20 protein-coding genes are annotated in these 22,924 nt (G+C 65.5%); 7 read left to right on the plus strand and 13 right to left on the minus strand.

The genetic code is table 11. The annotated features are described in order from the left end of the window. Nucleotides 1-7 precede the first annotated feature (7 nt). Complete coding sequence (locus BJY26_RS02395) at nt 8-1,348, plus strand: MFS transporter (protein WP_179425339.1); 1,341 nt, start codon at nt 8-10, stop codon at nt 1,346-1,348. Nucleotides 1,349-1,366: 18 nt separating this feature from the next. Here the strand turns inward: BJY26_RS02395 and BJY26_RS02400 are convergent, their stop codons facing one another. Genes BJY26_RS02400 through BJY26_RS02410 form a run of 4 tightly spaced genes read right to left on the minus strand, consistent with a single transcriptional unit; the run spans nt 1,367 to nt 5,318 of the window. Then, nucleotides 1,367-2,275 carry an N-acetylglucosamine kinase gene (locus BJY26_RS02400; protein ID WP_179425341.1) on the minus strand — a complete coding sequence of 303 codons (909 nt, stop codon included), beginning with the start codon at nt 2,273-2,275 and terminating at the stop codon, nt 1,367-1,369. Nucleotides 2,276-2,284: 9 nt separating this feature from the next. After that, entirely contained in the window at nt 2,285-2,980 is a 696-nt protein-coding gene (locus BJY26_RS02405) for a TrmH family RNA methyltransferase (protein WP_237248820.1), read from the minus strand. Beyond that, entirely contained in the window at nt 2,980-4,431 is a 1,452-nt protein-coding gene (locus BJY26_RS18925; RefSeq protein ID WP_237248819.1) for an ABC transporter permease, read from the minus strand. The genes BJY26_RS02405 and BJY26_RS18925 overlap by 1 nt, the downstream gene beginning before the upstream one ends. Beyond that, on the minus strand, nt 4,428-5,318 hold the full coding sequence (locus BJY26_RS02410) for an ABC transporter ATP-binding protein (protein ID WP_179425345.1): 891 nt from the start codon (nt 5,316-5,318) through the stop codon (nt 4,428-4,430). Before BJY26_RS02410 ends, BJY26_RS18925 begins: the two co-directional genes overlap by 4 nt. A 177-nt stretch (nt 5,319-5,495) precedes the next feature. Here BJY26_RS02410 and BJY26_RS02415 point away from each other — a divergent pair, with 177 nt between their 5' ends. Beyond that, nucleotides 5,496-6,224: a DedA family protein gene (locus BJY26_RS02415; RefSeq protein WP_179429729.1), complete on the plus strand. Its 729-nt coding sequence runs from the start codon at nt 5,496-5,498 to the stop codon at nt 6,222-6,224. Nucleotides 6,225-6,240: 16 nt separating this feature from the next. On the opposite strand, the gene pyrE is transcribed toward BJY26_RS02415, so the two are convergent. From pyrE to BJY26_RS02435, 4 genes are read right to left on the minus strand one after another with little or no spacing between them, the layout of a single operon-like run. Further along, nucleotides 6,241-6,813: an orotate phosphoribosyltransferase gene (pyrE, locus tag BJY26_RS02420; RefSeq protein WP_179425347.1), complete on the minus strand. Its 573-nt coding sequence runs from the start codon at nt 6,811-6,813 to the stop codon at nt 6,241-6,243. 35 nt (nt 6,814-6,848) lie between these two features. Further along, on the minus strand, nt 6,849-7,958 hold the full coding sequence (locus BJY26_RS02425) for a flavin reductase family protein (RefSeq protein WP_179425349.1): 1,110 nt from the start codon (nt 7,956-7,958) through the stop codon (nt 6,849-6,851). After that, the gene (locus BJY26_RS02430) at nt 7,955-9,253 is read right to left on the minus strand and encodes an aromatic ring-hydroxylating oxygenase subunit alpha (RefSeq protein ID WP_179425351.1); all 1,299 of its coding nucleotides are present in this window, start codon (nt 9,251-9,253) and stop codon (nt 7,955-7,957) included. The genes BJY26_RS02425 and BJY26_RS02430 overlap by 4 nt, the downstream gene beginning before the upstream one ends. Further along, nucleotides 9,250-11,319, minus strand: coding sequence for an NADH:flavin oxidoreductase (locus BJY26_RS02435; protein ID WP_179425353.1), 2,070 nt, complete (start codon nt 11,317-11,319; stop codon nt 9,250-9,252). The genes BJY26_RS02430 and BJY26_RS02435 overlap by 4 nt, the downstream gene beginning before the upstream one ends. A gap of 72 nt (nt 11,320-11,391) precedes the next feature. Between BJY26_RS02435 and BJY26_RS02440 the strand changes: the two genes are divergently transcribed. Beyond that, nucleotides 11,392-12,306 (plus strand): LysR family transcriptional regulator, encoded by a 915-nt coding sequence (locus tag BJY26_RS02440; RefSeq protein WP_179425355.1) that lies wholly within the window; start codon nt 11,392-11,394, stop codon nt 12,304-12,306. A 251-nt stretch (nt 12,307-12,557) separates the two neighbouring features. On the opposite strand, the gene BJY26_RS02445 is transcribed toward BJY26_RS02440, so the two are convergent. Then, nucleotides 12,558-13,328, minus strand: coding sequence for an SDR family NAD(P)-dependent oxidoreductase (locus tag BJY26_RS02445; RefSeq protein WP_179425357.1), 771 nt, complete (start codon nt 13,326-13,328; stop codon nt 12,558-12,560). A 72-nt stretch (nt 13,329-13,400) separates the two neighbouring features. Here BJY26_RS02445 and BJY26_RS02450 point away from each other — a divergent pair, with 72 nt between their 5' ends. The 3 genes from BJY26_RS02450 (at nt 13,401) to BJY26_RS02460 (ending at nt 16,315) form a co-directional block, all read left to right on the plus strand. After that, nucleotides 13,401-14,189: an exodeoxyribonuclease III gene (locus BJY26_RS02450; RefSeq protein ID WP_179425359.1), complete on the plus strand. Its 789-nt coding sequence runs from the start codon at nt 13,401-13,403 to the stop codon at nt 14,187-14,189. A gap of 330 nt (nt 14,190-14,519) precedes the next feature. Continuing rightward, a complete protein-coding gene (locus BJY26_RS02455; RefSeq protein WP_179425361.1) occupies nt 14,520-15,077 on the plus strand; it encodes a septum formation family protein in 558 nt (185 codons plus the stop codon). Nucleotides 15,078-15,244: 167 nt separating this feature from the next. Then, on the plus strand, nt 15,245-16,315 hold the full coding sequence (locus BJY26_RS02460; RefSeq protein ID WP_218852219.1) for an NADH:flavin oxidoreductase/NADH oxidase: 1,071 nt from the start codon (nt 15,245-15,247) through the stop codon (nt 16,313-16,315). A 130-nt stretch (nt 16,316-16,445) separates the two neighbouring features. On the opposite strand, the gene clpB is transcribed toward BJY26_RS02460, so the two are convergent. Beyond that, entirely contained in the window at nt 16,446-19,037 is a 2,592-nt protein-coding gene (gene clpB, locus BJY26_RS02465; protein ID WP_179425365.1) for an ATP-dependent chaperone ClpB, read from the minus strand. 209 nt (nt 19,038-19,246) lie between these two features. On the opposite strand from clpB, the gene BJY26_RS02470 reads away from it, so the two are divergent. Beyond that, nucleotides 19,247-20,266 carry an LCP family protein gene (locus BJY26_RS02470; protein ID WP_179425367.1) on the plus strand — a complete coding sequence of 340 codons (1,020 nt, stop codon included), beginning with the start codon at nt 19,247-19,249 and terminating at the stop codon, nt 20,264-20,266. Between the two features lie 48 nt (nt 20,267-20,314). On the opposite strand, the gene BJY26_RS02475 is transcribed toward BJY26_RS02470, so the two are convergent. The 3 genes from BJY26_RS02475 to BJY26_RS02485 all read right to left on the minus strand — a co-directional run bounded on the left by BJY26_RS02475 (nt 20,315) and on the right by BJY26_RS02485 (nt 22,922). Then, nucleotides 20,315-21,364 carry an ABC transporter substrate-binding protein gene (locus BJY26_RS02475; RefSeq protein ID WP_179425369.1) on the minus strand — a complete coding sequence of 350 codons (1,050 nt, stop codon included), beginning with the start codon at nt 21,362-21,364 and terminating at the stop codon, nt 20,315-20,317. 101 nt (nt 21,365-21,465) lie between these two features. After that, on the minus strand, nt 21,466-21,906 hold the full coding sequence (locus tag BJY26_RS02480; protein ID WP_179425371.1) for a heat shock protein transcriptional repressor HspR: 441 nt from the start codon (nt 21,904-21,906) through the stop codon (nt 21,466-21,468). A 2-nt stretch (nt 21,907-21,908) separates the two neighbouring features. Then, complete coding sequence (locus BJY26_RS02485; RefSeq protein WP_179425373.1) at nt 21,909-22,922, minus strand: DnaJ C-terminal domain-containing protein; 1,014 nt, start codon at nt 22,920-22,922, stop codon at nt 21,909-21,911. Nucleotides 22,923-22,924 lie beyond the last annotated feature (2 nt).

A 22,924-nucleotide genomic window follows, 5' to 3' on the forward strand; every position in this document is an offset into this window, starting at 1 on the left:
ACCGGCAATGAGTTCAATAACGCCTCCCACCGATGCCCGGGCCGGGGACGACGCGTCGCCGGTCCGGCGCCGGGCCGTCATGTCCTGGGCGCTGTGGGATTGGGGGTCGGCGGCGTTCAACGCCGTCATCGTCACGTTCGTGTTCGCGCCGTACCTGACGAAGGGCGTTGCCGAGAATGCGACGACGGGTTCGCAGTACCTCGGCTATGCACTGTCGATCGCCGGCGCGATCATCGCCATCGTGGCTCCGGCGGCCGGTACGCGCGCCGACGAGCGAGGACGGCACAAGTTCTGGCTCGGGCTGCACACCGCCATCGTGATCGCCTGCATGGCCGGTATGTTCTTCGTCCGTGATTCGCCGTCATATCTGTTGCTCGGCCTCGTGTTGTTGTCCGTCGGCAGCGTGTTCTTCGAATTCGCCGGCGTCAGCTACAACAGCTTGCTGGTGCGCGTGTCCTCCCGCACGAACGTCGGAAAGATCTCGGGTTTCGGCTGGGGCATGGGGTACGTCGGCGGCCTGGTGCTGCTGGCGCTCATGCTCGTGGCGTTCATCTTGCCGGGAACCGGGTTGTTCGGCGTCGGGGACGCCGGCGGGCTGCGTTATCGCGCCGTCGCGCTTGCCGCGGCGTGCTGGTTCTTCGTCTTTGCCATCCCGGTCATGCTGTTCGTCCCGACGCTTCCGGCCCGGCCCGGCGACGTCGAGGCCAAACCGCGTGGACCGCTTGGCTCGATCATTGCGTTCTTCGCCGACTACAAGCGCGTCGTCTTGCGGATTGCACGGCTGTGGCGTCATGACCGGCGCACGCTGCACTTCTTCGTGGCCAGTGCGATATTTCGCGACGGCTTGGCCGCGATCTTCTCGTTCGCCGGCGTGTTGGCCGCCGGCAGCTACGGGTTCGGCTCATCCACGATCATCGTGCTGGGGATCGCCGCCAATGTCGTGGCCGGAGTCGGCGCGTGGATCGCCGGACCGCTGGATGACCGGCTCGGGCCCAAACTTGTCATAGTTGTCTCCCTGTGCTGCCTGGTCCTCGGGATCATTCCGATAGTGGCGAGCGGTTCGTCGGCGGTGTTCTGGGTGATGGCGTTGTTCTTGTCGTTCTTCGTCGGCCCGGTCCAGGCATCGTCGCGTTCACTGCTGGCCCGGCTCACGGCGCCCGGCCACGAAGGCGAGAACTTCGGCCTGTACGCAACCACCGGACGGGCAGTGAGCTTCATGGGCCCGCTGGCGTTCTCGACGGCGATCGGCATCTTCGGCTTTCAACGCGCCGGGGCCGTCGGCGTCGGCGTGGTACTGCTCATCGGGCTGGTCATCGTGTGGCCGCTCAAGGTCACCCGCACCGCGTAGCCGGCCGCCGCGTTTTGGTTAAAGGGCCGAGTTGCGGTGGGCGGCGGCCAACCGGATGGTGCCGATGACCGGGTCGACATCCAGCACGCGGACATCGGCCGCCGCTCCCAACCGCTCCCGCAGCCCGTCGACTGCCTCCGGCTGGTGCGTGGCCACGCCGCCGACCAGGACGACGGGGCCGGGCATCGCCAAATTGCCGGACACGCTTGCGATCATGCCGGCGACCCCGTCAATGCCTGCTTCGACTATCGACCGCGCCGCAGCATTGCCGCCGGACGCCGCCCGGAACACGAGCGGAGCCTTGCCGGCCCAAAAACGCCGATCGGCGTCCGAATAGGCAAGGTGGATCAATTCGCCCGGGTCGGTGAGCCCGCACGCACGCAGCAGCTCGGCAGTCATCTCATCGGGCTCGTCGCCGGCGTCCATTCGGCGCAGCGCATGTCGGACGGCCTGAATGACCACCCAATACCCGCTGCCTTCGTCGCCGAGAAGGTAACCCCAGCCGCCCGAGCGCGCTTCGCGTCCGCCGGCGTCCATCCCCCATGCCGCGGTGCCGGTCCCCCAGACGACGCCGATGCCGGCGTCGAGACCTGCCGCGGCAAGGATCAGATGCGTATCGTGCACGACCACCGCGTCGTCGGCTCGCATGCTGGGCCGGATCAGATCGATCAGGCGCTGTTGATCGGCGTCCGTGTCGACGCCGGCGGACCCGGCACACACCAGATTGACGTCCGGGCTGCCGAGTTCGGCATACGCTTCGCGCAGGTTCGCTTCGGCCTCCGACCGCGTGACGGATTGCGTGTTGGCGCTTCCCGCGACAGCTTCACGGACGATGACGTCGCTTTCGATCAGGACGGCGTGCGTCTTCGTCCCACCGATGTCGAGGCCGATGGTCGTACCGGTGTGGGCATGCGTGGATTCAGTCATGCACATAACTTAGCTGTCGGCACTTAGCGGCCGGACCGGCTGGTCGAAGATGTGACGACGCACCCAGGCATGCATGGCGATCGCGGCGGCAGCCGACGCGTTGATCGACCGGGTCGAGCCGAACTGTTCAATCGACAAGACCGCATCGCACGCTCGGTGCGCATCCTCGGACAATCCGGGGCCTTCCTGCCCGAATACCAGCATGCACCGGCGCGGAAGGTCGTAGGTTTCCAAGGGCACCGAATCGGGAAAGTTGTCGATCCCTATCAGCGGCACGCCGTTGTCTGCAGCCCAGCCGGTCAGCTCGGCAAAGGTCGGGTGATGGAGGATGTGCTGGTACTTGTCGGTGACCATGGCGCCGCGGCGGTTCCAGCGGCGTCGTCCGACGATGTGTACGGCTGCCACGTTGAACGCGTTCGCCGTCCGTACGACCGACCCGATGTTCAGATCGTGCTGCCAGTTCTCAACGGCGATATGCAGTTCGTGCCGCGTCGTGTCCAGGTCGGCGACAATCGCGTCGTGACGCCAGTACCGGTATTTGTCGACGACGTTGCGCCGGTCGCCGGCGGCAAGCAGCTCGTCGTCCCACTGATCGCCGTCGGGCCGCCGCCCCGTCCACGGCCCGACGCCGTGCGTCGGCGATTCCGGCTGCCCGGCGTCGTCCGCCGGTACCTCCGGCTCCGGGCCGGACGGCGCTTTGGCCACTATCGGCTCGCGCCGCTGAGCGACCTGTGGGTTGCGCGTTTGTAAATGGATCCGCAAACGGCCAAGACGATCCAGACCCCGACGATCATGCCGCCCACGGCAGCCAACGGAGCCCACCATTCGAGGCCGCCCGTGAAGATGCGCACCGGCATGACGACCGGCGAGGACAACGGCAGGTACGACAGCCATTTCATGACCATGTCGTTGTGCTGATAGATCACCGCAGCGATCAGCGGCAGCACGAGGGCCAACACCATGACGGTGAGCCAGATGACGCGTCGCAGATGCGTGCGCGCCGCTGCAGCCGCAGCGAACAGTCCTGCAAACAGGGCAAGCCCGCCCGCAAAGAGCAGCATGGCCCACCCCAGCGTGATCGAGGTCGACACCGCCAGCGACGTCGGCCCGATGATTGACAGGGCAAGCAAGACTATCGCGCTGAGCAGGACGGCTTGAGCCAGGCCGAGCACGCCTCTGCCGACGACCTTGCCGGACATCAGCGACTTCGCCTTCACGACCGACAGCAGCACTTCGTTGGCGCGGTTCCGTCGTTCGTCGACAACAGTTTGCGCAATGGCGACCCCGAGGACCAGCACGATGACCAGCAGCGCGCCGGCCAGTCCGATGCCGAGCGAATTGATCAGCGTGTTGCTGTGGTCCTTCGGCTGCAGATACTTCACCTCGGGAGAGCCGCTCTGTGAGAGCACCTTGTCGATCGCGTCGCTGACGGCAGTGGGCTTATCGCTCTTGGCGATGATGATCGGCTTGCCCGTTTGCTTATCGGAATCGATTGCAGCGTCGACGGAACCGTCGAGAACCATGGACTTCGCGGCGTCCTTGGTCTTGGCCGGCTTGATGTGCATGCTGAGCTGTTGCTCGGCTTGCGGCACTTGCTTGGCCGTGACGCCGACCATCGCAACGGTCGGCATGTCCGACCCCTTCGACGAGTAGAGGTGCCCGCCGATCACTGCGCCAAGCACGGCAAGCACCATCACGAGTGTCGAGATGAGGAATGCCTTGCTGCGCAACGTCGCAGTCATTTCGCGGTGGGCCACCAGCCACAGGGTGCCGCCGGACGTCGGCGGCATCCGGTCGGTGACAAGGCCGGACGGCGGCAGCTCATCGGACTCGTCGTCCCGCAGCTCTTCGGGCAGCTCGTCGACATCCCCGCCGTCCTCGCCGTCCTCGTCGTCATCGGCGGCTTCGATATCGCCGAGCGCCGCCGGGTCGAGCGGTGCCGACTTCTTGGCCCGCCGAGTGCTGACAAGCTTTTGCTGTTCTTCGCGGCTCAGGTCGCCTTCGGCCTCTTTGGCTTCAGCCTCGTTGGCCTCGCCCTCTCGGTCTTCGGCCTCCGGAGCTTCCTCCTCGGCCGCCTTTTCCCGGGCTTCCTTTTCCTGGGCTTCCTTTTCCTTGGCCGCCTTTTCCTGGGCCGCGCGTGACTTTCGGTTGCTCATACTGCTGTGGTCCTCGCAAGCTCATCGATGGTGGGCGCTTCGGCGCTGAAATGGGTGACGGTTCCGAGCCCGAGCGCCTTTTGCAGCACCCGCTGACTGACGTCGGCGCGGTCGGCCTCGTCGGCGACGCTGAACCGTGCGTAGTTGCCGTCGAGCTCGTCGACGGTGACGCCGGAGACGTTCCCCAGCCAGTCGAGCCCGGCCGAGGCCTCGATCTCGAAGCGGCCGGTCGGCACAAGGAGTTCATTGGTGGCGGCTTCGGCTTGCACTTCGCCGTCCTGCAGAATGACGAGGTTGTCCGTCACGCCTTCCACAACGCCGAGTTCAGTAGTCGTCAGCACGATCGGCACCCCGGATTCGGCGTGTCCGCCAAGTACCTCGATGATGTCGTCCACGGCGCCGGTGTCCAGCCCCTCGAACGGGGCGTCCAGCATGATCACGTCGGGATCGTGCACCAATGTGGCGGCAATCTGCACGCGCTGCCGGTCGCCGAGGCCGAGCGAATCGAGCCTTAAGTCGGCGAAGTCCGCGATGCCGAGTTTTTCCAGCAGCGTGTGGGTATTGCGCTCGGCTGCGCCCAGACTGAAGCCGTGCAGTCGGCCGATGTACACCAACTGCTGGGCCACCCGCATCGACGGGTAGAGACCGCGCTGCTGCGGCAGGTACCCGACCCGTTGCAGGTCGACGCCGTCCAGCGCTTCGCCGTCGAGCAGCACGGACCCGTCGTCCGCGTCCAACAGCCCGGCAAGAATCCGCAACAAAGTCGTCTTACCGGCGTCGCGCCCGCCAACGATCCCGGTCAGCGTCCCGGCGGGAACGTCGAAACCGACGTCGGATAGCACCTGCAGGTCACCAAATGACCTGGTGATGCCCTTCACCTCAAGCATGGTTATTCCTTAGCTGTGCATTGGAAGTTGTGCGGCGCGCCTGCGGACGACAGGCGGCTAGTCCCGGTCAACGCTACCTAATCCGATACCGGTACCACTAATATCCGAAGAGTCTTGGTTTTCGCTGAGCCGTCTCTCATAGCCCGCGGACAGCCGCTCCCGTAGTCTAGTCGGGTGATGATCTCCGGCCATTTGGCATACTTGGGCGCCCTTCCCGACTGGGCTCCGCACTGGCTGGGCTTCCTCAGCGCCGATACCTTGCTGGGCTGGTTCCCGCCCGAAATCCTGGTGCTGGTCATCTGCATTGTCATCTTCATCGAAACCGGCCTGCTGTTCCCGTTCCTGCCGGGTGATTCGCTGCTGTTCGTCGGCGGCCTGCTGGTGGCGACCGGCCAGATCCACGAACCGCTCTGGCTGCTTTGCCTGACCGTCTCGGCCTGCGCATTCGCCGGAGATCAGCTCGCGTTCTTCATCGGATCCAAGGCCGGACGACGTCTGTTCAATAATCCGGACGCGCGCATCTTGAAGCCGAAATATCTGGAAAAGACCGACGATTTCTTCGCCAAGTACGGCGGGCGCACCATTGTGATCGCCCGGTTCGTACCGATCATCCGCACGTTCGCCGCGGTCGTGGCCGGCACCTCGGCCCTGCGCTACCGGGTCTTCGTGGGCTTTGACGTGATCGGCGCCATCAGCTGGGGATCCGGCGTGACGGTGATCGGGTTCTTCTTGGGGCAGATCCCGTTCGTGCACAACAACATCGAGCTCATCCTCGTCGCCATGGTGTTCGTGTCGGTGATCCCCATCATCATCGAGTACGTGCGACACCGCGGCAAGAACTCACCCGAGACCGCCTCGTCGAACTCGCCCGGGACCGCCGCACCGGACGTTCCCGAGGACTCCTAGGGTCGAGTCGGCCGGCTCAGGCCAAGCCGAGGTCGGCCAACGACAACGCCGCCAAATAGCGCAGTCCCGCAGCTTCGACCTTCTCCTTGGCGCCGGTATCCCTGTCGACGACCACCGCGACAGCCGCTACGTCGGCGCCGGCTTCGCGAAGTGCTTCGACGGCGGTCAGCACCGATCCTCCGGTCGTCGACGTGTCTTCGACGGCGACTACTCGGCGTCCTGCGACGTCCGGGCCCTCCACGCGGCGGGACAGCCCGTGCGCCTTTGCTTGTTTGCGCACCACGAACGAGTCGATGCCTCGGCCGCGGGCAGCCGACTGGTGCAAGACTGCCGTCCCGACCGGATCGGCACCCATTGTGAGTCCGCCGACGGCGTCCACGTCGCCGAGGCCGGCATCGTCGAGCAGGTCCAGCATGACGGCACCGACCAGCGGGGCGCCCGCGGCGGACAGTGCGATACGGCGCAGATCGAGGTAATAATCAACCTCGAGCCCCGAGCTGAGCGTCAAATGCTCGCGGATGAGGGCCTTATCGGTGATCTGTCGGATGAGTGCGGCGCGGGCGTCTGCGGGCGTGGCGATATCAGGCATGTCCTTCATCTTATGCGCCGCACCGGCCGGGCCGTTCAGGCGTCGACCACCAGATCGTCGGTCGGCTTCGAGCAGCACGGCAGGAACCGTCCGGCATCGATCTCCGCCGGCGTGATACCGCCCTGGTGGTGCATGTCGACGGCGCCGCCGGTCAACGTGGACTTGCACGTGCCGCAGATCCCCTCCGTGCAGGACGACGGCAGCGAGAGCCCGGCTTTTCCGGCTGCTTCCAGCACCGTCGAGTCCGCGGGGCAGTCGATCACCCGCCCGCGGCGCTGGAAGGTCACTGTGAAAGTCGCGGTTGCCGACGAGGCCGCCGACACGCCGCCCGGGTCGCTGATTCCGCCCGGCGCCGCGTCCGCGTCGCCGCCGATCACGAAACTCTCCGTGTGCACCCGGCCGGAGTCGGCGCCGGCGGCGGACGCCGCGTCGACTGCCATGCTTCGAAATCCCTCCGGCCCGCACACGAAGATCTCACGCACGGCAAGATCGGGTACCAGCGCCAAAAGCCGCCCGGCGTTCAACCGCGCCGGAGCCGGCCCGCCGGGTGCGGCGCGGCGCGTGAGGATGGTGCGCACGTGCGCGCCGGAGGCCGCCATGGCATCGAGCTCGGCGTCGAAGATGACGTCATCCGGAGTCGCAGCGCTGTAGACGAAGGCGATGTCCGCTCCCTTGCCGGCATCGATCAGCCGGCGTGCCATGGACATGACCGGCGTAATGCCGCTGCCTGCCGCAATGAACGCGTAGGAAGCCGCGGAGTCCGATGCGAGAGTGAAATACCCGACCGGGCCGACCACGTCGATCTCGTCGCCAACGCGCATCCGGTCGTGCAGCCACGTCGAGACCGCGCCGGCCGGCTTGCGTTTCACGGTCAGCGCGAGACCGGGCCGGCTCGGAGTCGAACTGAGCGTGAAGCACCTGCCGATATCGCGGCCGTCGATGCGGGCCAGCACCGTAACGTATTGGCCGGCCTCGTAGTCGAAGTCATATCCGTCGCACGGCGCGAAGCGGAAGGTCTTCACCGCCCGGGCGACCTGCTCGATGCCGGTGCACGTCAGCCGCCGGACGGCGCCCGGCTCCGGCGGGCTCGCCGTTTCGGCACCAAGCGGGCCGGCCAGGCCGATGGGGCCGGTCAGCGTGGTCATCCGGACTCTCCCGTCGATCGCCCGGCGGGCTCCGGCCGGGGCTCGCCCGCATTCATGGCATCGATGTACCAGCTACAGAACTTCTCGACCTGGTATTCGCTGGGCGCGTACGGCCCGGGTTCATAGGCCGGGCTGGAGACCCCCAGCTGTGCCCTGGCGACTATCTCGCCGTCCTGCTCATTGGTGTGGTTCCATACGGTGGTGAGTTCGTCGAGGTCGTAATCGATGCCTTCTTCGGCCTCTGCGTCGACGAGCCAGGTGGTGCGGACCACGGTCGTGGACACGGTCAGCGGCAGCACGCTGAAGACGACCGCGTGATCACTGAGCACGTGCGACCAGAAATTCGGCTGCACGTGCATCGACAGCCGGCCCAGCCTTTTATCGGTGAAGCCGCCCAGCGACCGCCGGCACACTGCCGACCCGTCGGCGCTGAACGATTCGCCGGCGCCGTCCAACGATTCACGCTGTATTCGGAATCCGACGTCGCGCCCGTCGAGCTCTTCAATTGCTTCGTACGGCAGGCCTGCCGCATCGCACTTGGCGTGCAGATCGTTCTCGGCCGCCAGAAATCTGTCGTAGGCCGGGAGCAGGTTCGGCGGGATCTCGTCGGGCTCGTACCCGTAGGTCGGAAAGAACGTGCAGATCAGTTCCGGGTGGTTATCGCAGTGATAGCACTCCCGGTTGTTCTCCATCACGAGTTTCCAGTTGCCGTGTTCGACGATCTCGGACCGGGCCGCGACCTTGGCGTTCTTCAGCCCGTGCGGTGCCAGATACGGGCTGACAAGTCCGGCGACGGTGTCGATATCGGCAGGCGGATCGGCAGCCAGGCAGATGAAGATCAGCCCATCGAGGGAGCGCACGTGTACGGACCGCAGGGCGAAACACGTCTTGTCGAAGTTCGGCGGCTGGGCCGGCGCGAACATCAGTTCCCCGTTGGTGCGATACGTCCACTTGTGATATCCGCACACAATATTGCCGACGGTTCCGCATGTCTCGTCGAGCAGCCGGGTACCGCGGTGCCGGCAGACGTTGTGCATGGCGCGAACGTCGTCCCCGTCGCGGATGACTATCACGGATTGATGGCCGAAGGTCACTGTCAGGTAGTCGCCGGTCCTCGGTATTTCGGCCTCGGTGCCGGCGAAGATCCACTGCGAGGAGAAGACCCGGTCGATGTCTTCGGCAAAGATCTCCGCGCTTGTGTAAAACGGGCCCTCCAAGCTGAACCCGGGCCGTCGGCGGACCGGCAAGGGCAGGGCGCCGGTGACCGGCCCTGCCGGCGGCGCGAACGTGGTCATGGTTGTCTCGCTTTCTCGGGTTCGGATGTGACTGTGATCGAAAGTCGAAGCGCGTCGAGCACTGCTGCGTGAATGTTGCGTCCCGTCACGGCGTCGCCGATGCGGAACAGCTGATATCGGCCGTCCGGGTTGGTGTGCACGGTCTGCGGGCGGCCGTCCAGCAGGGCCGCCTGATCGACCTCGCCCAAGTTCGTCGATCCGGCCAACAGGTCGAAGTACGGGTCGGCCGCCGGCACCGTGCCGTGCTCGACGATGACGGCGTCGGTGTCGATGGTGAGGGTTCCGCTCGAATAGTCGCTGGCGAGTTCGGCCAGAAGACGCCCATCGGCGCCGCGCCGCAGCGAGCGCAGCCGGCGCGCAAGCGTCACCGTGACATCGTGTTCGGCGAATGCGGCAAGGTACGCCGGGGAGTTCATGCCGCCGACGTCCGGGCCGACCATCCGTTCGGGAGTCACGAAATGCACGCGGGCACCCGCCCGGGCCAGGACCTCGGCGGCGTCCAGCCCCGGATAGCCGCCGTCGTCGTCAAAGATCAGCACGTCGCCGCGCGGGCGGACAGCTCCGGAGAGCACGTCCCACGTATCGTAGGCGAGTTCGGCCCCCGGAAGGAACGACAAGTCGGGAATGCCGCCGGTCGCCACGATGACGACGTCCGGGTACTCGGCCAACACGTCGCCTCGTTCGGGCAGCACCCCGAAGCGGAGATCGGCACCGGCCAGCTGCGCTTCGGACACTCGCCAATCGATGATGCCGAGCAAGTCGCGCCGCCGTTCGTTGTGCGCGGCGAGGCGCACCTGGCCGCCGGGCTTGTCGGCGGCTTCGAACAGCGTGACGCCGTGCCCGCGGCCGGCCAGTACTCGCGCCGCCTCCAATCCGGCGGGGCCCGCCCCGATGATGACGGCACGCACGGGCCGGCCGGCGTCCGGCGTCAGCTCGTGCGGAAGATCCGCCTCGCGCCCGGTCGCGGGATTATGGATGCATTTGGCAGCGCCGGCCTGGTAGATCGAGTCGAGGCAGTAGCTGGCGCCGACGCACGGCCGGATCCGGTCCTCCCGGCCCGTCGCGATCTTTTCCACCAGGTGCGGATCGGCGATCTGCGCGCGCGTCATACCGACGAGGTCGAGAAGGCCCTCGCGGACGGCGTACCGGGCAGTGGCAACGTCCGCGATCCGTGCGGCATGCATGACGGGCACGTCGAGCCGGCGCTTGATACCGGCCGTGAAGTCGAGGAAAGGGGCGGACGGCGTGCCCATGGACGGGATGGCCCGGGCAAGCGTGGCGTCGCTGCCGATGGTGCCCTTGACGGTGCTGATGAAGTCGATGCCGTAATCGATGTACCGGCGGGCCGCGGCGACGGCATCGGTTTCGGTGAGCCCTCCCGGGCGGTCTTCGTCGAAGGACATGCGGATGCCGACCACGAATTCCGGCCCGACCGCGCGGCGGATCGCCCGGATCACTCGGGACGGGAACGAGGCCCGGCGGTCCGGGGAACCGCCGTATTCGTCATCGCGGTGGTTGGTGGCCGGCGACAGGAATCCGTCGAGCAAGTGGCCGTAGGCCTCGAGTTCGATGCCGTCGAGTCCGGCATCCTTGCACCGTTCGGCGGCCGCGGTGAAGTCGCCGACTATCCGATCGAGGTCCCACGGTTCGGCGATCTTGGGCACCGACCGGTGCGCGGATTCGCGTTCGCCGGACGAATACACCAGCGGCAGCCAGTCTCCGATGAAATTGCTTGTGCGACGGCCCAGATGAGTCACCTGGCACATCACTGCCGCGCCCTCGGCGTGCACGTCGTCGGCCAAGAGCCGCAGCCAGGGAACTATCTCATCCCGATACAGTTCGAGATTCCCAAATGCCGGCGGGCTATCGCGCGAGACGATTGCCGAGCCGCCGATCATCGTCAACCCGACGCCGCCGCGTGCCTTTTCCACGTGATAACGGCGATACCTGTCGGTGGGCATTCCGTTTTCGGCGTACGCGGGCTCGTGCGATGTGCTGACGATGCGATTGCGCAGCTTCACGTCGCGGATATGGAACGGCTGCAGCAGCGGGTCCTCGGCGGCCATACCTTCACTATCGCGCGAAAGATCACTGAATAATAGCGAAGAAAATCTCAGCAAACCGATTAAAATTATTACATGATCGACCACCGTCTTCAGGTGTTGCGCGTGGTCGCCGAAATGGGCACTGTCACAGCAGCCGCCCGGGCGTTGAATTACACGCCATCGGCGGTCACGCACCAGCTGCGCGGACTAGCCGAGGACGTCGGCGCACCGCTGACGGTGCCGCACGGACGGAATATCCGGCTGACGCCGGCTGCCCGGGTACTTCTTGCCCACGCCGACGAATTATTTGCCCGCTGGGAAGAGATTCGCGCCGAATTGTCCGAGAGTCTTCCGGACGCCGGCGTCGGCACTCTCACGCTGTGCGGCTTCTCCACGGCGGCTGCCGCCTTGCTGCCGTCCGTCGTCGTCGCGGTACGACAGCGATTCGCCCGCTTGGATGTGCACATCATCGAAGCCGACCCGGAGGAATGTTTCGACTTGCTGCTCACCGACGATGCGGATGTCGCAGTTGTCGTGGCGACGAGTTCGCTACCGCAGTCCGGCGACCGGCGATTTGACCAGCGGCTTCTCTTTGACGACCCGCTCGACCTACTCGTGCCGGCCGACCATCCGCTGGCCGGTCGCCAGCGGGTACGGCTGAGCGAAGCGGCAAGCGAGCCGTGGATCGTCGACAGACCGGGGCGGCCGTATCGCGGCCTCGTGCTTGCCGCGTGTTCGGCAGCCGGATTCACCCCTGCCGTGGCGCACGAGTCGTCGGAGTGGGATACCGGCGCAGCCCTCGTATCGGCCGGTCTCGGAGTCGCGTTGGTTCCTCGGCTGGCACGATTGCCGCACGGATACCGGGTCGAGCGAATCCGCCTGCTCGGCGACCCGGCGCCGTCGCGCCGCATTCTTACCGGCGTGCGGGCCGGAAGCCGTTCTCAGCCGGGTATCGCGGCCGCACTGGATGCGCTTGTCGAGACGGCGGATCGGGTGCACGCCGGGTAGGCGGCGAGTGCACACGGAACGAGGCGAGCACCCACGGACGGAGCCGCGCGGTCACCGGGCAGACAAAAGCCCCGGGCGGCGTAATCGCTCTGCCCGGGGCTTTTGCTGCACTCCCCTCGAGTACCCGGACGCATCCCCACACGTCCGATTGTTCACCCGATCCCCACCAGGTGAACACCACCAATCTAACCTCGATAAGTTCAAAGTTAAACCCAGTTTCCGCTGTGAGTTCCCTGACAATAGTTCGTACATCAATTGGACTTAATGCGGCGGCTCGCGAACCCGCCGGAGATACCGCGAATCAGCGGCCGGGGAGCAATCCTGGCCACCCTCGCCGCGACTTGATAGACGGCTCCCGGAATGCTCAACGTTTTGCCGGCCCGAGCGTCGGACAGGCCCCGCCCGGCAACGTGTTCGGCGGTCAACCAGCCGGCCGCGGGCAGCCAGGACATGTTCAGTCCGGCGCGCCGGTGGAATTCGGAATGGACGAATCCGGGCAGCACGGCCGTCACGTGCACACCGGTTCCGGCGAGTTCGGTTGCCAGCGCCTCGCTGAATACCGTCGTCCAGGACTTGGCGGCCGCGTACACACCCATCGTCGTGTAACCGGCGACCGACGACACGTTGATGATCATGCCGCTCCCGCGATCGCGCATGGCCCGGCCGGCCGCGTGCGAGAGCACCATCACCGCACGGGTGAGCACGTCGTCCTGCGCTTCCCAGGCCGCGAGGTCGTTGTCCAAGAACGTGCCGCGAAGGCCGTACCCGGCATTGTTGACTATCGCATCGAGGTCCCCGCGCGATGCGCGTTCGGCGACGGCGTCCAGGTCGGGCCGTTTCGACAAGTCGGCAGCAAGGGTCTCGGCCGTGATTCCGTATTCGCGTTCCAACTCGGATTTGATCTCGGCCAATGTCGTAGGGGTTCGTGCGACAAGCACGAGGTCGTATCCGTCGGAGGCCAGCGCCTTGGCGAACGCCAGGCCGATGCCCGAGGTGCCGCCGGTGATCAATGCACGAGTCATGGTGCTCATGCTAGTCCGCCGAACGGCCGCGTCGGTGGCCATGGGCCACCCGGATACGGGTACCCTGGCAGGGTGCGAATTGCCACATGGAATGTGAACTCGGTCCGAGCCCGTGCCGAACGGATCGGTGCCTGGCTCGACCGGTCGGACGCCGACGTACTGGCCATCCAAGAGCTCAAGTGCAAGGATTCCCAGTTTCCCGAGGAGGTGTTCTCCTCTCGCGGCTATGAAGTCGCGTTCCATGGGCTGAATCAATGGAACGGCGTGGCCATTGCGTCTCGCGTGGGCCTCGACGACGTCGTGCTGGGCTTTGCCGACGTCCCCGGATTCGGCGACGACGACTCGGTGGAGGCACGCGCAATCTCGGCGACCTGCGACGGCGTCCGCGTGTACTCGCTGTACGTGCCGAACGGCCGGGAGCTGGATCATCCGCACTACGACTACAAGCTTCGTTGGCTCGACGCCCTTCGGGCCGACGTGCGCGGTCAACTCGAAGCCGCCGAGAATCTGCAACTGGCGCTCTGCGGCGACTTCAATGTCGCCCCGGAGGACGACGACGTGTGGGATATGGCCGAGTTCGAGGGCAAGACGCATGTGTCCGAGCCCGAGCGGAAGGCCTTCCGTGCGCTGCTGGACGCGGGCCTGACCGACGTCGTTCGTCCGTTCACTCCGGGGCCCGGCACGTACACGTTCTGGGACTATCAGCAGCTGCGGTTTCCCAAGAAACAGGGGATGCGCATCGACTTCGTCTTGGCGTCGGACAAGCTGGCCGGGCGAGTCTCGGACGCCTCGATCGACCGGAACGAGCGCAAGGGCAAGGGCGCCTCGGACCACGCGCCCGTCATCGTCGACATCGGCTGACGGCGCCGGAATCGGGCGCGACAGCGATACGGACGGGTTCGAACGAATTTCCCCGACCCGTGATGACAGGTATGCTCGTTGAGCATGAGCACTCCTCCCCAGGGCCCTCCCCCTCAAGGGCCTCCGCAGGGCCCGCCTCCGCAGGGGCCTCCGCCCCCGGGGCCGGGCGCACCGTGGCCGAATACCCCGGGCCCGAGCAACCAGTACCCCCGGCAGTATCCGCAGTACCCCGGACAGCACTATCCGCAGAACGGCGGATGGGGCCCGGGCCCTCCCGGTCCTCCGTACGGCAACGGCCGTCGTCCGAAAAAAAGCAAGGGTTGGGTGTGGATGCTCAGCGGAGGCGCCTTTCTGCTGGTGATTCTGGTCGTGGGCGCATTCATCGGCTTGAACGCGTTGAGCAAGAACAGCGGCATGTCACACGACGTCGTGTCCATGGATGACGGCCATGACGACCCGCCGGCCGCCGGTCACCCCAGCCGGTCGCCGTCCGAAAACCCCTCGCCGTCCGAAAGCCCGTCACCGTCCGACTCGACCGACGGCGCCGAGTCCGACGACTACGGAACGGGCTCCTGCATTGTCGGAAATTCGACAAACGTCATCGAGGTCGATTGCTCTGCAGCGCACTTGGCGCAGATTTATTACGAAGAAGAATTGCCGGACAGTTCGTACCCGGATAAGGCGGCACTCAAAGCAGCCGCCGAGCGCATCTGCCCCAAGCATGTCAAGGGCGCCGTCGACTCGGGCACTGTGACAAGCAAGTACCGGATCTCCTGGCTTGCCCCCGACCGCACCAAATGGGAAACCGACGGCGATCATCACATTTACTGCCTCGTGATGCGCAAGGACGGCAAACACTTCACCGGCACCAAACTCTTGACGCAGTAGCTCCGGCCGCGACGACGGCAGATTGCCGCTTGCCCGAAGGCCGCGGAATCAATGGGCGGTTTGCACACGTTGCCCTAGTGCACCGCCGAACGGAGGCGGTGCACGGCCGGGCGGAGACGCCCACCTGGGCGTCCCGGCCGGTTTCCCAGCATTTGTCAGGAGACCCATTGAGCACGTTGTTCGAACCCTACCGTTTGCGCGGCATCACCTTTCCCAACCGGATATGGCTGGCCCCGATGTGCCAGTATTCGTCCATCGACGGCCTGCCCAATGATTGGCATCTCGTCCATCTCGGAGCTCGCGTAACCGGAGGATTCGGGCTTGTCCTCACCGAAGCGGCCGCAGTCGTCCCCGAGGGGCGCATTTCACCGCAGGACGCCGGAATCTGGAACGACGAGCAGGCCGACGCGTGGAAGCGCATCACCGATTTCGCCCACGAGCACGGCACTCCGATCGGCATCCAGCTCGCCCATGCCGGCCGCAAGGCTTCGACATATCGGCCATGGGACGCCCGGACCGGGAGCGTGCCGATTTCGGACGGCGGCTGGCAGACGCTCGCGCCGTCGTCGGTTCCATTCGATGGATTCAAAGAGCCCGCCGCCATGAGCCCCGCCGAGATCGCCGACACGATCCAGGCTTTTGTGGACGCTGCGCAGCGTGCCGATGCGGCTGGTTTCGACGTGGTGGAATTGCATGCGGCGCACGGCTACCTACTGCACCAGTTCTTGTCCCCGTTGTCGAACGAGCGGAACGACGAGTACGGCGGCGATTTCGAGGGCCGGATCCGGCTCGTGGTGGAGACCGCGAGCGCCGTCCGCGCCGCTTGGCCCGATCACAAGCCGTTGTTGGTGCGCATTTCGGGCACCGATTGGCACGAGGGCGGCTGGACGATCGAAGAAAGCACCGAGCTGGGCCGCCGGCTGAAGACCGTGGGCGTCGATCTTGTCGACGTCTCGAGCGGGGGCAATGTCAAAGCGTCGATCCCGGTCGGCCCGGGGTATCAGGTTCCGCTGTCGGCCGCAGTGCACGACGCGATACCCACCGGCGCGGTCGGGCTGATCACCGAGCCCCGCCAGGCCGAAAAAGTGCTCGACAACGGCGAGGCGGACGTCGTCCTGCTGGCCAGGGCCGCGCTGCGGGAGCCGGCGTGGCCGCTGCGGGCCGCCCACGATTTGGGGATTGCGAGCGCGGACGCCGGTTGGCCGCGCCAATACGAACGCGGCGCCTGGCGCGACTGACCCGGAATCGCTATCCGTCCCCGCCGAGTGGCGGCGAATGGCTCCGAAATCGTCGATTTCGGAGCCATTCGCCGCCACTCGGCACTGGGGCCGAGCCATTCGCCGCCACTCGATGCGGAGGAGCAGGCGGCTACTTGCGCTTGACCGTAAGCCCCGGAGCGTCCTCGTCTTCCGGCCGGTCGACGAGCACCGTGTCGCCGTCCTTGATCTCGCCGGAAAGCAACGAACGGGCCAGCTTGTCGCCGATCTCGCGTTGCACGAGTCGGCGCAACGGCCTGGCCCCGTAGGCAGGATCGTAGCCTTCAAGCGCCAGCCATTCGTCGGCGGCCGGAGTGACCTCGAGGCTGAGCCGGCGTTCGGCGAGCCGGTCCGCCAGCCGCGCCACTTGCAGGTCGACGATGGCGCCGAGCTCCTCGACGCTGAGAGCATCGAAGATCACGATGTCGTCGAGCCGGTTCAAGAACTCCGGCTTGAACGACGCATTCACCAACTTCATGACCGAGTCGTTCTTGGCCTTGTCGTCCAACGCGGAGTCGATCAGGAACTGCGAGCCCAAATTGGACGTCAGGATCAAGATCACGTTGCGGAAGTCGACGGTGCGGCCCTGCCCGTCTGTCAGCCGGCCGTCGTCGAGCACCTGCAGCAAGATGTCGAATATTTCCGGGTGGGCCTTTTCGACCTCGTCGAGCAGTACGACCGAGTAGGGACGCCGCCTCACCGACTCGGTCAGCTGTCCGCCCTCTTCGTAGCCGACATACCCGGGAGGGGCGCCGACGAGCCGCGACACCGAGTGCTTTTCGCTGTATTCGCTCATGTCGATCCGCACCATGGCGCGCTCGTCGTCGAACAGGAAGTCCGCAAGCGATTTGGCGAGTTCGGTCTTGCCGACACCCGTCGGTCCGAGGAACATGAAGCTCCCGGTCGGCCGGTCGGGGTCGTTGATCCCTGCCCGCGAGCGCCGAATCGCGTCGGCCACCGACGCGACGGCCTTGGTCTGGCCGATCAGGCGCTTGCCCAACACCGTCTCGGCGTTCAGCAGTTTCTCGGTCTCCCCTTCGAGCAGACGCCCGGCCGGGATCCCTGTCCACGAAGCCACCACTTCGGCGATGTCGTCGGGACCGACCTGATCGGCGACCATCGTCTGCACGGGCTCCGCCTCGGTCTCGTTCTTTTCGGCGGCCTTGAGCTCGCGTTCGATTGTCGGGATCTCGCCGTACAACAGGCGGGACGCCGTTTCGAGGTCGCCCTCGCGCTCGGCTTTGTCCGCTTGGCTGCGGACGTCGTCCAGCTGTTTCTTCAAGTCGCCGACCCTGTTGAGGCCCGCCCGTTCGCTCTCCCACCGCGCGTTGAGCGCGGCGAGCTGTTCTTGGCGATCGGCCAGGTCGGCCTCGAGATTGGCCAACCGGTCCCGGCTCCCGGCATCGGTTTCCTGACTCAAGGCAAGCTGTTCCATTTTGAGCCGGTCAACGCTACGGCGGAGTTGATCGATCTCGACCGGTGCGGAGTCGATCTCCATGCGCAGGCGAGATGCCGATTCGTCAACCAAGTCGATTGCCTTGTCCGGCAGCTTGCGGGCGGAAATATACCTGTCGGACAGTGTCGCTGCGGCAACGAGCGCGGCGTCCGAGATCGCTACCTTGTGATGGGCCTCGTACCGTTCCTTGAGCCCGCGCAAAATACCGATCGTGTCTTCGACGCTCGGTTCGCCCACGAAGACCTGCTGGAATCGCCGCTCGAGCGCCGGATCCTTCTCAATGCGTTCGCGATACTCGTCGAGGGTCGTCGCGCCAACCAGCCGCAACTCACCGCGCGCCAGCATCGGCTTGAGCATATTGCCGGCGTCCATCGAGCCTTCCGACGCGCCGGCGCCGACCACGGTATGCAATTCGTCAATGAAGGTGACGACTTCGCCGTCCGACGATTTGATCTCTTCGAGGACAGCCTTGAGCCGCTCTTCGAACTCGCCGCGGTATTTGGCACCGGCAACCATACTTGCCAGGTCGAGACTGATCAGGCGTTTGCCGCGCAGCGATTCGGGCACGTCGCCGGCAACAATGCGCAACGCGAGCCCTTCAACGACTGCCGTCTTGCCCACCCCGGGGTCGCCGATCAGCACCGGATTGTTCTTGGTGCGGCGGGACAACACCTGCACGACGCGTCGAATCTCCGAGTCGCGGCCGATCACCGGGTCGAGATCCCCGCTCGATGCCTGCGCGGTCAGATCGACACCGTACTTCTCGAGCGCGTTGTAGGTGCCCTCGGGATCGGGAGTCGTCACCTTGGCATTGCCGCGCACCGAGGGAAGCGCTTCGAGCAGGACGTCGCGGTTCGCCCCCAGGCCGCGAAGAGCGTCGCCGACGTCGCCGGTGTTCCCCACCAGCCCGAGCAGCAAGTGTTCGGTCGAGACGTACTGGTCCCCCAGCGCGCTTGCTTCCTCGCCGGCGGCTTCAATGACCGCAAGCCCTTGGCGCGACATTTGCGGGGCCGCCACGGAAGATCCACTTGCCGCCGGAAGCGCCGATACCAGCCCTTTGACCCGTCCGGTTGCCGCTTCGACATCGACGCCGGACGCCGTGAGCAGAGCGTCGGCCACGCCGTCGGTCTGCTGAAGCAAAGCCAGCGCGAGGACCTCGGGTCCCACCTGCGCGTGGCCGGCCGACGAAGCCTTCTGCATGGCGGCAGACAGCACTTCCCCGGCCTTCGTTGTAAATTTAGTGTCCAAAAGTTCTCTCCTCCTAGAGACCGACTTTACTACCTGCTACGTATAACTGCAATTAAATTGAGTCTATTCCGCTCAAATCATAGTGTCGGTGAGAGAATTGTCGACTCCCGCTCCGGTCCAGCTGCGCACGGGGCCGTATCCGGGAGACGATCGACGCAGCTTTGGGTCTCCTATTTCGTCTTCTCCGGTTTTCACAGTATTTTTGAGCAGTGAGTATCGATAATTCCCCAAGCGGCGACCAGCGGGCAGCAGACCGCCGCGAACGCCACAAACGTCGGCGCCGCCGCACCACCTGGACTCTGATCGTCTGTGTCGCCATTGTCGTCGTGGCGGCCTTGATTGCAGTCGGGCTTCCGGCCTGGAAGTTGCATCGATCGATCGCGGACGGCACGACGTACGTACCCGACGTGCTGCCGGACGACTCCAGCCGGCCGCCGGAGACGAAAAAGGGTACCGAGAACATCCTCTTCCTCGGGTCGGACAAGCGCCCCAAGGGATCGTCGGTCACCGGGCAGCGTTCGGACGTGATGATGCTCGTGCACATCGACGCCGATCACGAGAACGCCTACGCCATCTCCTTCCCCCGCGACCTCTGGGTCCCGGTCGACGGCCACGGGCATCAAAAGATCAACGCCGCCCTCGCATTCGGCGGCCTGCCGCTGGCTGCCAAGACTGTCGAGGAACTCACGCACGTGCGGCTCGATCACGTTGCCATGATCGATTTCAAGGGATTTGCCAAGATGACCGATGCCCTCGGCGGTGTCACTGTCGACGTGCCGAAGACGTTCACGTCGCGCGGAGTCAGTTTCACGAAGGGGCCGCAAAAGCTGGACGGCAAGGAAGCGCTGGTCTTCGTCCGCGAGCGTCACGCGTTCCGCGACGGCGATTTCCAGCGCATGCGCGATCAGCAGTCGTTCCTGAAAGCTCTCTTGGACAAGACATTGAGCAGGGACACCCTTTCGAGCCTGTCGAAGACCGAAGATCTCGTGTCGACCGTGGCACCCTACCTCACCGTCGATCGCGACTTCACGACCGTGCAGATGGCAAAGCTCGGATGGAGCATGCGCGGTATCCGCTCAAGCGACATCACGTTCATCACTGCACCGAATCTCGGCACCGGCCGGGCCGGCGCCGCCTCGATAGTCAAGCTGGACGAGCCGGGCATGAACAAACTGGGCAAGGCACTCAGCAACGACTCGATGGGCGACTATCTGGCAAAGAACTCGTAAAGCCCGGCTGCGCGGCGGAGCTGCGCAGCCGGGCAGCCCGCCGCGACGTCAGACCTTGGCGGCAGCAGCGGCGATGCGCGGAACCAGCCGGCCGGACACGTACGGAATGCTCAGCAGCGTCGATGCCGAAAAGGCAAGGGCGTCGTTCTCGTTACCCACATAGACGACCGAGCCGCGCCGCACGACCGGGAGGTCGGAGAACCCCGGGTCCGAGGCGACTTCGGATTTCTTGTTCAACACGATCAGCACGTCGGTGTCCAGCTTGGCGACCTGTTCCTTGCTGATGCTTGCGTAGAATTTTCCGTGCATCAAGGCATCGATCCGCTTCGGGGTGCCGATGCCCATCGCACTGAGCAGTTTGCCGCGAGTATCGGTGCTGGCGTAAACGCCGTATTGGCCGTTATCCAACACCATGACGATGCCTTCTTTCCCTTTCAGCGCCGGATATTTGTCCACGAGGTCGGCCAGATCGTCTTTGACGGTGCCGATCAGCTTTTTGGTTTCGGCCTTCTTGCCGACGGCGGTACCGACTTGAGTGGCCTGTACTTCCCACGGGATCGCGTACGCTTTCATCCCCTTGGGGTTGCCGACGACCGTCGCGATCTTGGACAGCCGCGAATATTGCGAATCCGACAGCTCGACATTGGCGGCCGTGATCAGATCCGGAGCGGTCTTCAAGATGCCTTCGAAGGATGGCTCGGCCATATTCATCGGGGCCGGAAGTTTGTCCTTCGGCACCTTCTTCTCGGCCCAGACGCCGAGGCCGTGCTTCCATGCCGGCACCCATTGGTTGGCCATCACCGGGTAGATGCCGAGCGCCACGAGCGTGTCCTGGTCGCCGTATCCGAGCGCCGCGATCCGCTTCGGCTCTTTCTTGATGGTCACGGTGCCGCGGTCATCGCTCATGGTGAGCGGGAACGCGCCGGACGACGACGTCGATGCGCCGCTGTTCTTGCCGTGTTTTGACGATTGCCCGCAGCCGGCCAGCGTTGCTCCGCCGATCGCGGACGCCGCCAGGGCCAGTGCGCCGCGCCGGGTCACCGCGTGACGGGCCACGATTCGGGCCGCGGCGGCGGGGCGGACGGAGTTGCGGTTCATCGACAAGGCTTTTCCCTCCTACCGAGCCGACACCGTGCCGACCCGCTTCAGAGGATATCGCAATAAGGGCAGGCTAACCTTAATGAGTGAAACAGATCACATCAGCGGCGACGCGGCCATGCCGGTTGCCACAGCACCAGAGCACTGCTGCGCGGCGAGGGGCGTTCGCCCCTGGCCAGCGACACGATATCGCCGGCCGACTCGCCGGCGGCAAACACCCGCCGTCCGGCGTCACGGGCAATCTTGACCCGTTCGAGCTCCTCGGCGAGTTCGCGCGCCTTGGCCTGCAGAACCTCGACCTGGTGCTCCAACGCCATGATGCGCTTGATGCCGGCCAGGTTGACGCCGTCTTCTTGGCTGAGTCGCTGGACTTCTTGGAGCCGGACGATATCGCGGGCCGAGTACCGGCGTCCGCGGCCGGCCGTTCGATCGGGCGTGACGAGGCCGAGCCTGTCGTACTGCCGCAATGTTTGCGGATGCATTCCAGCCAGTTCGGCGGCCACCGAAATGACGTAGACCGCGGCATTCTCGTTCGGACGCATGATCAGCTCGCTTTCGCCCTCGCCAACAATTCGCCGCGCGGATCTTCATCGGACGCAGTGGCGGCGGCGAAGTCCTCAACCGCTTGGCGAGCCTTGTCGCCCAGCCGTTTCGGCACAACCACCTCGATCAGCACGAGCAGGTCGCCCGTGCGGGCTTTCGTTTTCACCCCGCGCCCCTTGACGCGAAGCACCCGTCCGGACGGCGTGCCCGCCGGTACTTTGACTCGCACCGGCATGCCGGCAAGCGTCGGCACCTTGATCTCGGCGCCGAGTGCGGCTTCGTCAAAGGTGACGGGAACGGTGATGCGCAGATTGTTGCCGTCGCGCTCGAAGACGGGGTGCTCGTCGACGGTGACCGTCACGACGAGGTCGCCCGGCTCGCCGCCGCTGGGCGATTTCTGCCCCTTGCCGCGCAAGCGGATCTTTTGACCGTTCTTGACGCCGATCGGCGTGCGCATCGACACCTTGAAACCGTTCGGGCCGGTGAGCTTCACGGTGGTGCCTTCGACGGCTTCCGTGAAGGAGAGCGTGGTCTTTGCCGTGATGTCGCGCCCCTTAGCGGGGCCGGGCGAATACCCGCCATAGCCGCCCATGCCGCCGGCACCGCCCATATTGTTGAGCAGATCGGCCAGGTCGGGCGGCACGTCTCCCGTACCGGTTGTGCGCGTCCGGGTGTGTCCGCCGTTGAACAGTCCGCCGAAGAGGTCTTCGAACCCGGCACCGCCGCCGCCTTGCGAGGGGCCGCCGGCGCCGGCCGAGAACCGGGTGCCGCCGGCCATGGCGCGCACCGAATCGTATTGTTCGCGCTGTTCCTTATCCGACAGGACGGCGTACGCTTCGCCGATCTCCTTGAATTTGTCTTCGGCCTTCGTATCGCCCGGGTTGTTGTCCGGATGATACTTGCGGGCAAGCTTGCGGTACGTCTTTTTGATCTCGTCGGCAGACGCGTCCTTGGAGACGCCGAGGACGGCGTAGAAATCCTTGTCGAACCAGCTGTTCTGCGGTCCGGTATTCATGG

This window comes from Spelaeicoccus albus, from assembly GCF_013409065.1.
GTDB classification, from domain to species: domain Bacteria; phylum Actinomycetota; class Actinomycetes; order Actinomycetales; family Brevibacteriaceae; genus Spelaeicoccus; species Spelaeicoccus albus.

Coding starts and splice junctions, on each gene's coding strand:
- BJY26_RS02395 (WP_179425339.1), top strand. CDS start 8: ATGAGTTCAATAACGCCTCCCACCGATGCCCGGGCCGGGGACGACGCG.
- BJY26_RS02400 (WP_179425341.1), bottom strand. CDS start 2,275: ATGACTGAATCCACGCATGCCCACACCGGTACGACCATCGGCCTCGAC.
- BJY26_RS18925 (WP_237248819.1), bottom strand. CDS start 4,431: ATGAGCAACCGAAAGTCACGCGCGGCCCAGGAAAAGGCGGCCAAGGAA.
- BJY26_RS02410 (WP_179425345.1), bottom strand. CDS start 5,318: ATGCTTGAGGTGAAGGGCATCACCAGGTCATTTGGTGACCTGCAGGTG.
- BJY26_RS02415 (WP_179429729.1), top strand. CDS start 5,496: ATGATCTCCGGCCATTTGGCATACTTGGGCGCCCTTCCCGACTGGGCT.
- pyrE (WP_179425347.1), bottom strand. CDS start 6,813: ATGCCTGATATCGCCACGCCCGCAGACGCCCGCGCCGCACTCATCCGA.
- BJY26_RS02425 (WP_179425349.1), bottom strand. CDS start 7,958: ATGACCACGCTGACCGGCCCCATCGGCCTGGCCGGCCCGCTTGGTGCC.
- BJY26_RS02430 (WP_179425351.1), bottom strand. CDS start 9,253: ATGACCACGTTCGCGCCGCCGGCAGGGCCGGTCACCGGCGCCCTGCCC.
- BJY26_RS02435 (WP_179425353.1), bottom strand. CDS start 11,319: ATGGCCGCCGAGGACCCGCTGCTGCAGCCGTTCCATATCCGCGACGTG.
- BJY26_RS02440 (WP_179425355.1), top strand. CDS start 11,392: ATGATCGACCACCGTCTTCAGGTGTTGCGCGTGGTCGCCGAAATGGGC.
- BJY26_RS02445 (WP_179425357.1), bottom strand. CDS start 13,328: ATGACTCGTGCATTGATCACCGGCGGCACCTCGGGCATCGGCCTGGCG.
- BJY26_RS02455 (WP_179425361.1), top strand. CDS start 14,520: ATGCTCAGCGGAGGCGCCTTTCTGCTGGTGATTCTGGTCGTGGGCGCA.
- BJY26_RS02475 (WP_179425369.1), bottom strand. CDS start 21,364: ATGAACCGCAACTCCGTCCGCCCCGCCGCCGCGGCCCGAATCGTGGCC.
- BJY26_RS02480 (WP_179425371.1), bottom strand. CDS start 21,906: ATGCGTCCGAACGAGAATGCCGCGGTCTACGTCATTTCGGTGGCCGCC.
- BJY26_RS02485 (WP_179425373.1), bottom strand. CDS start 22,922: ATGAATACCGGACCGCAGAACAGCTGGTTCGACAAGGATTTCTACGCC.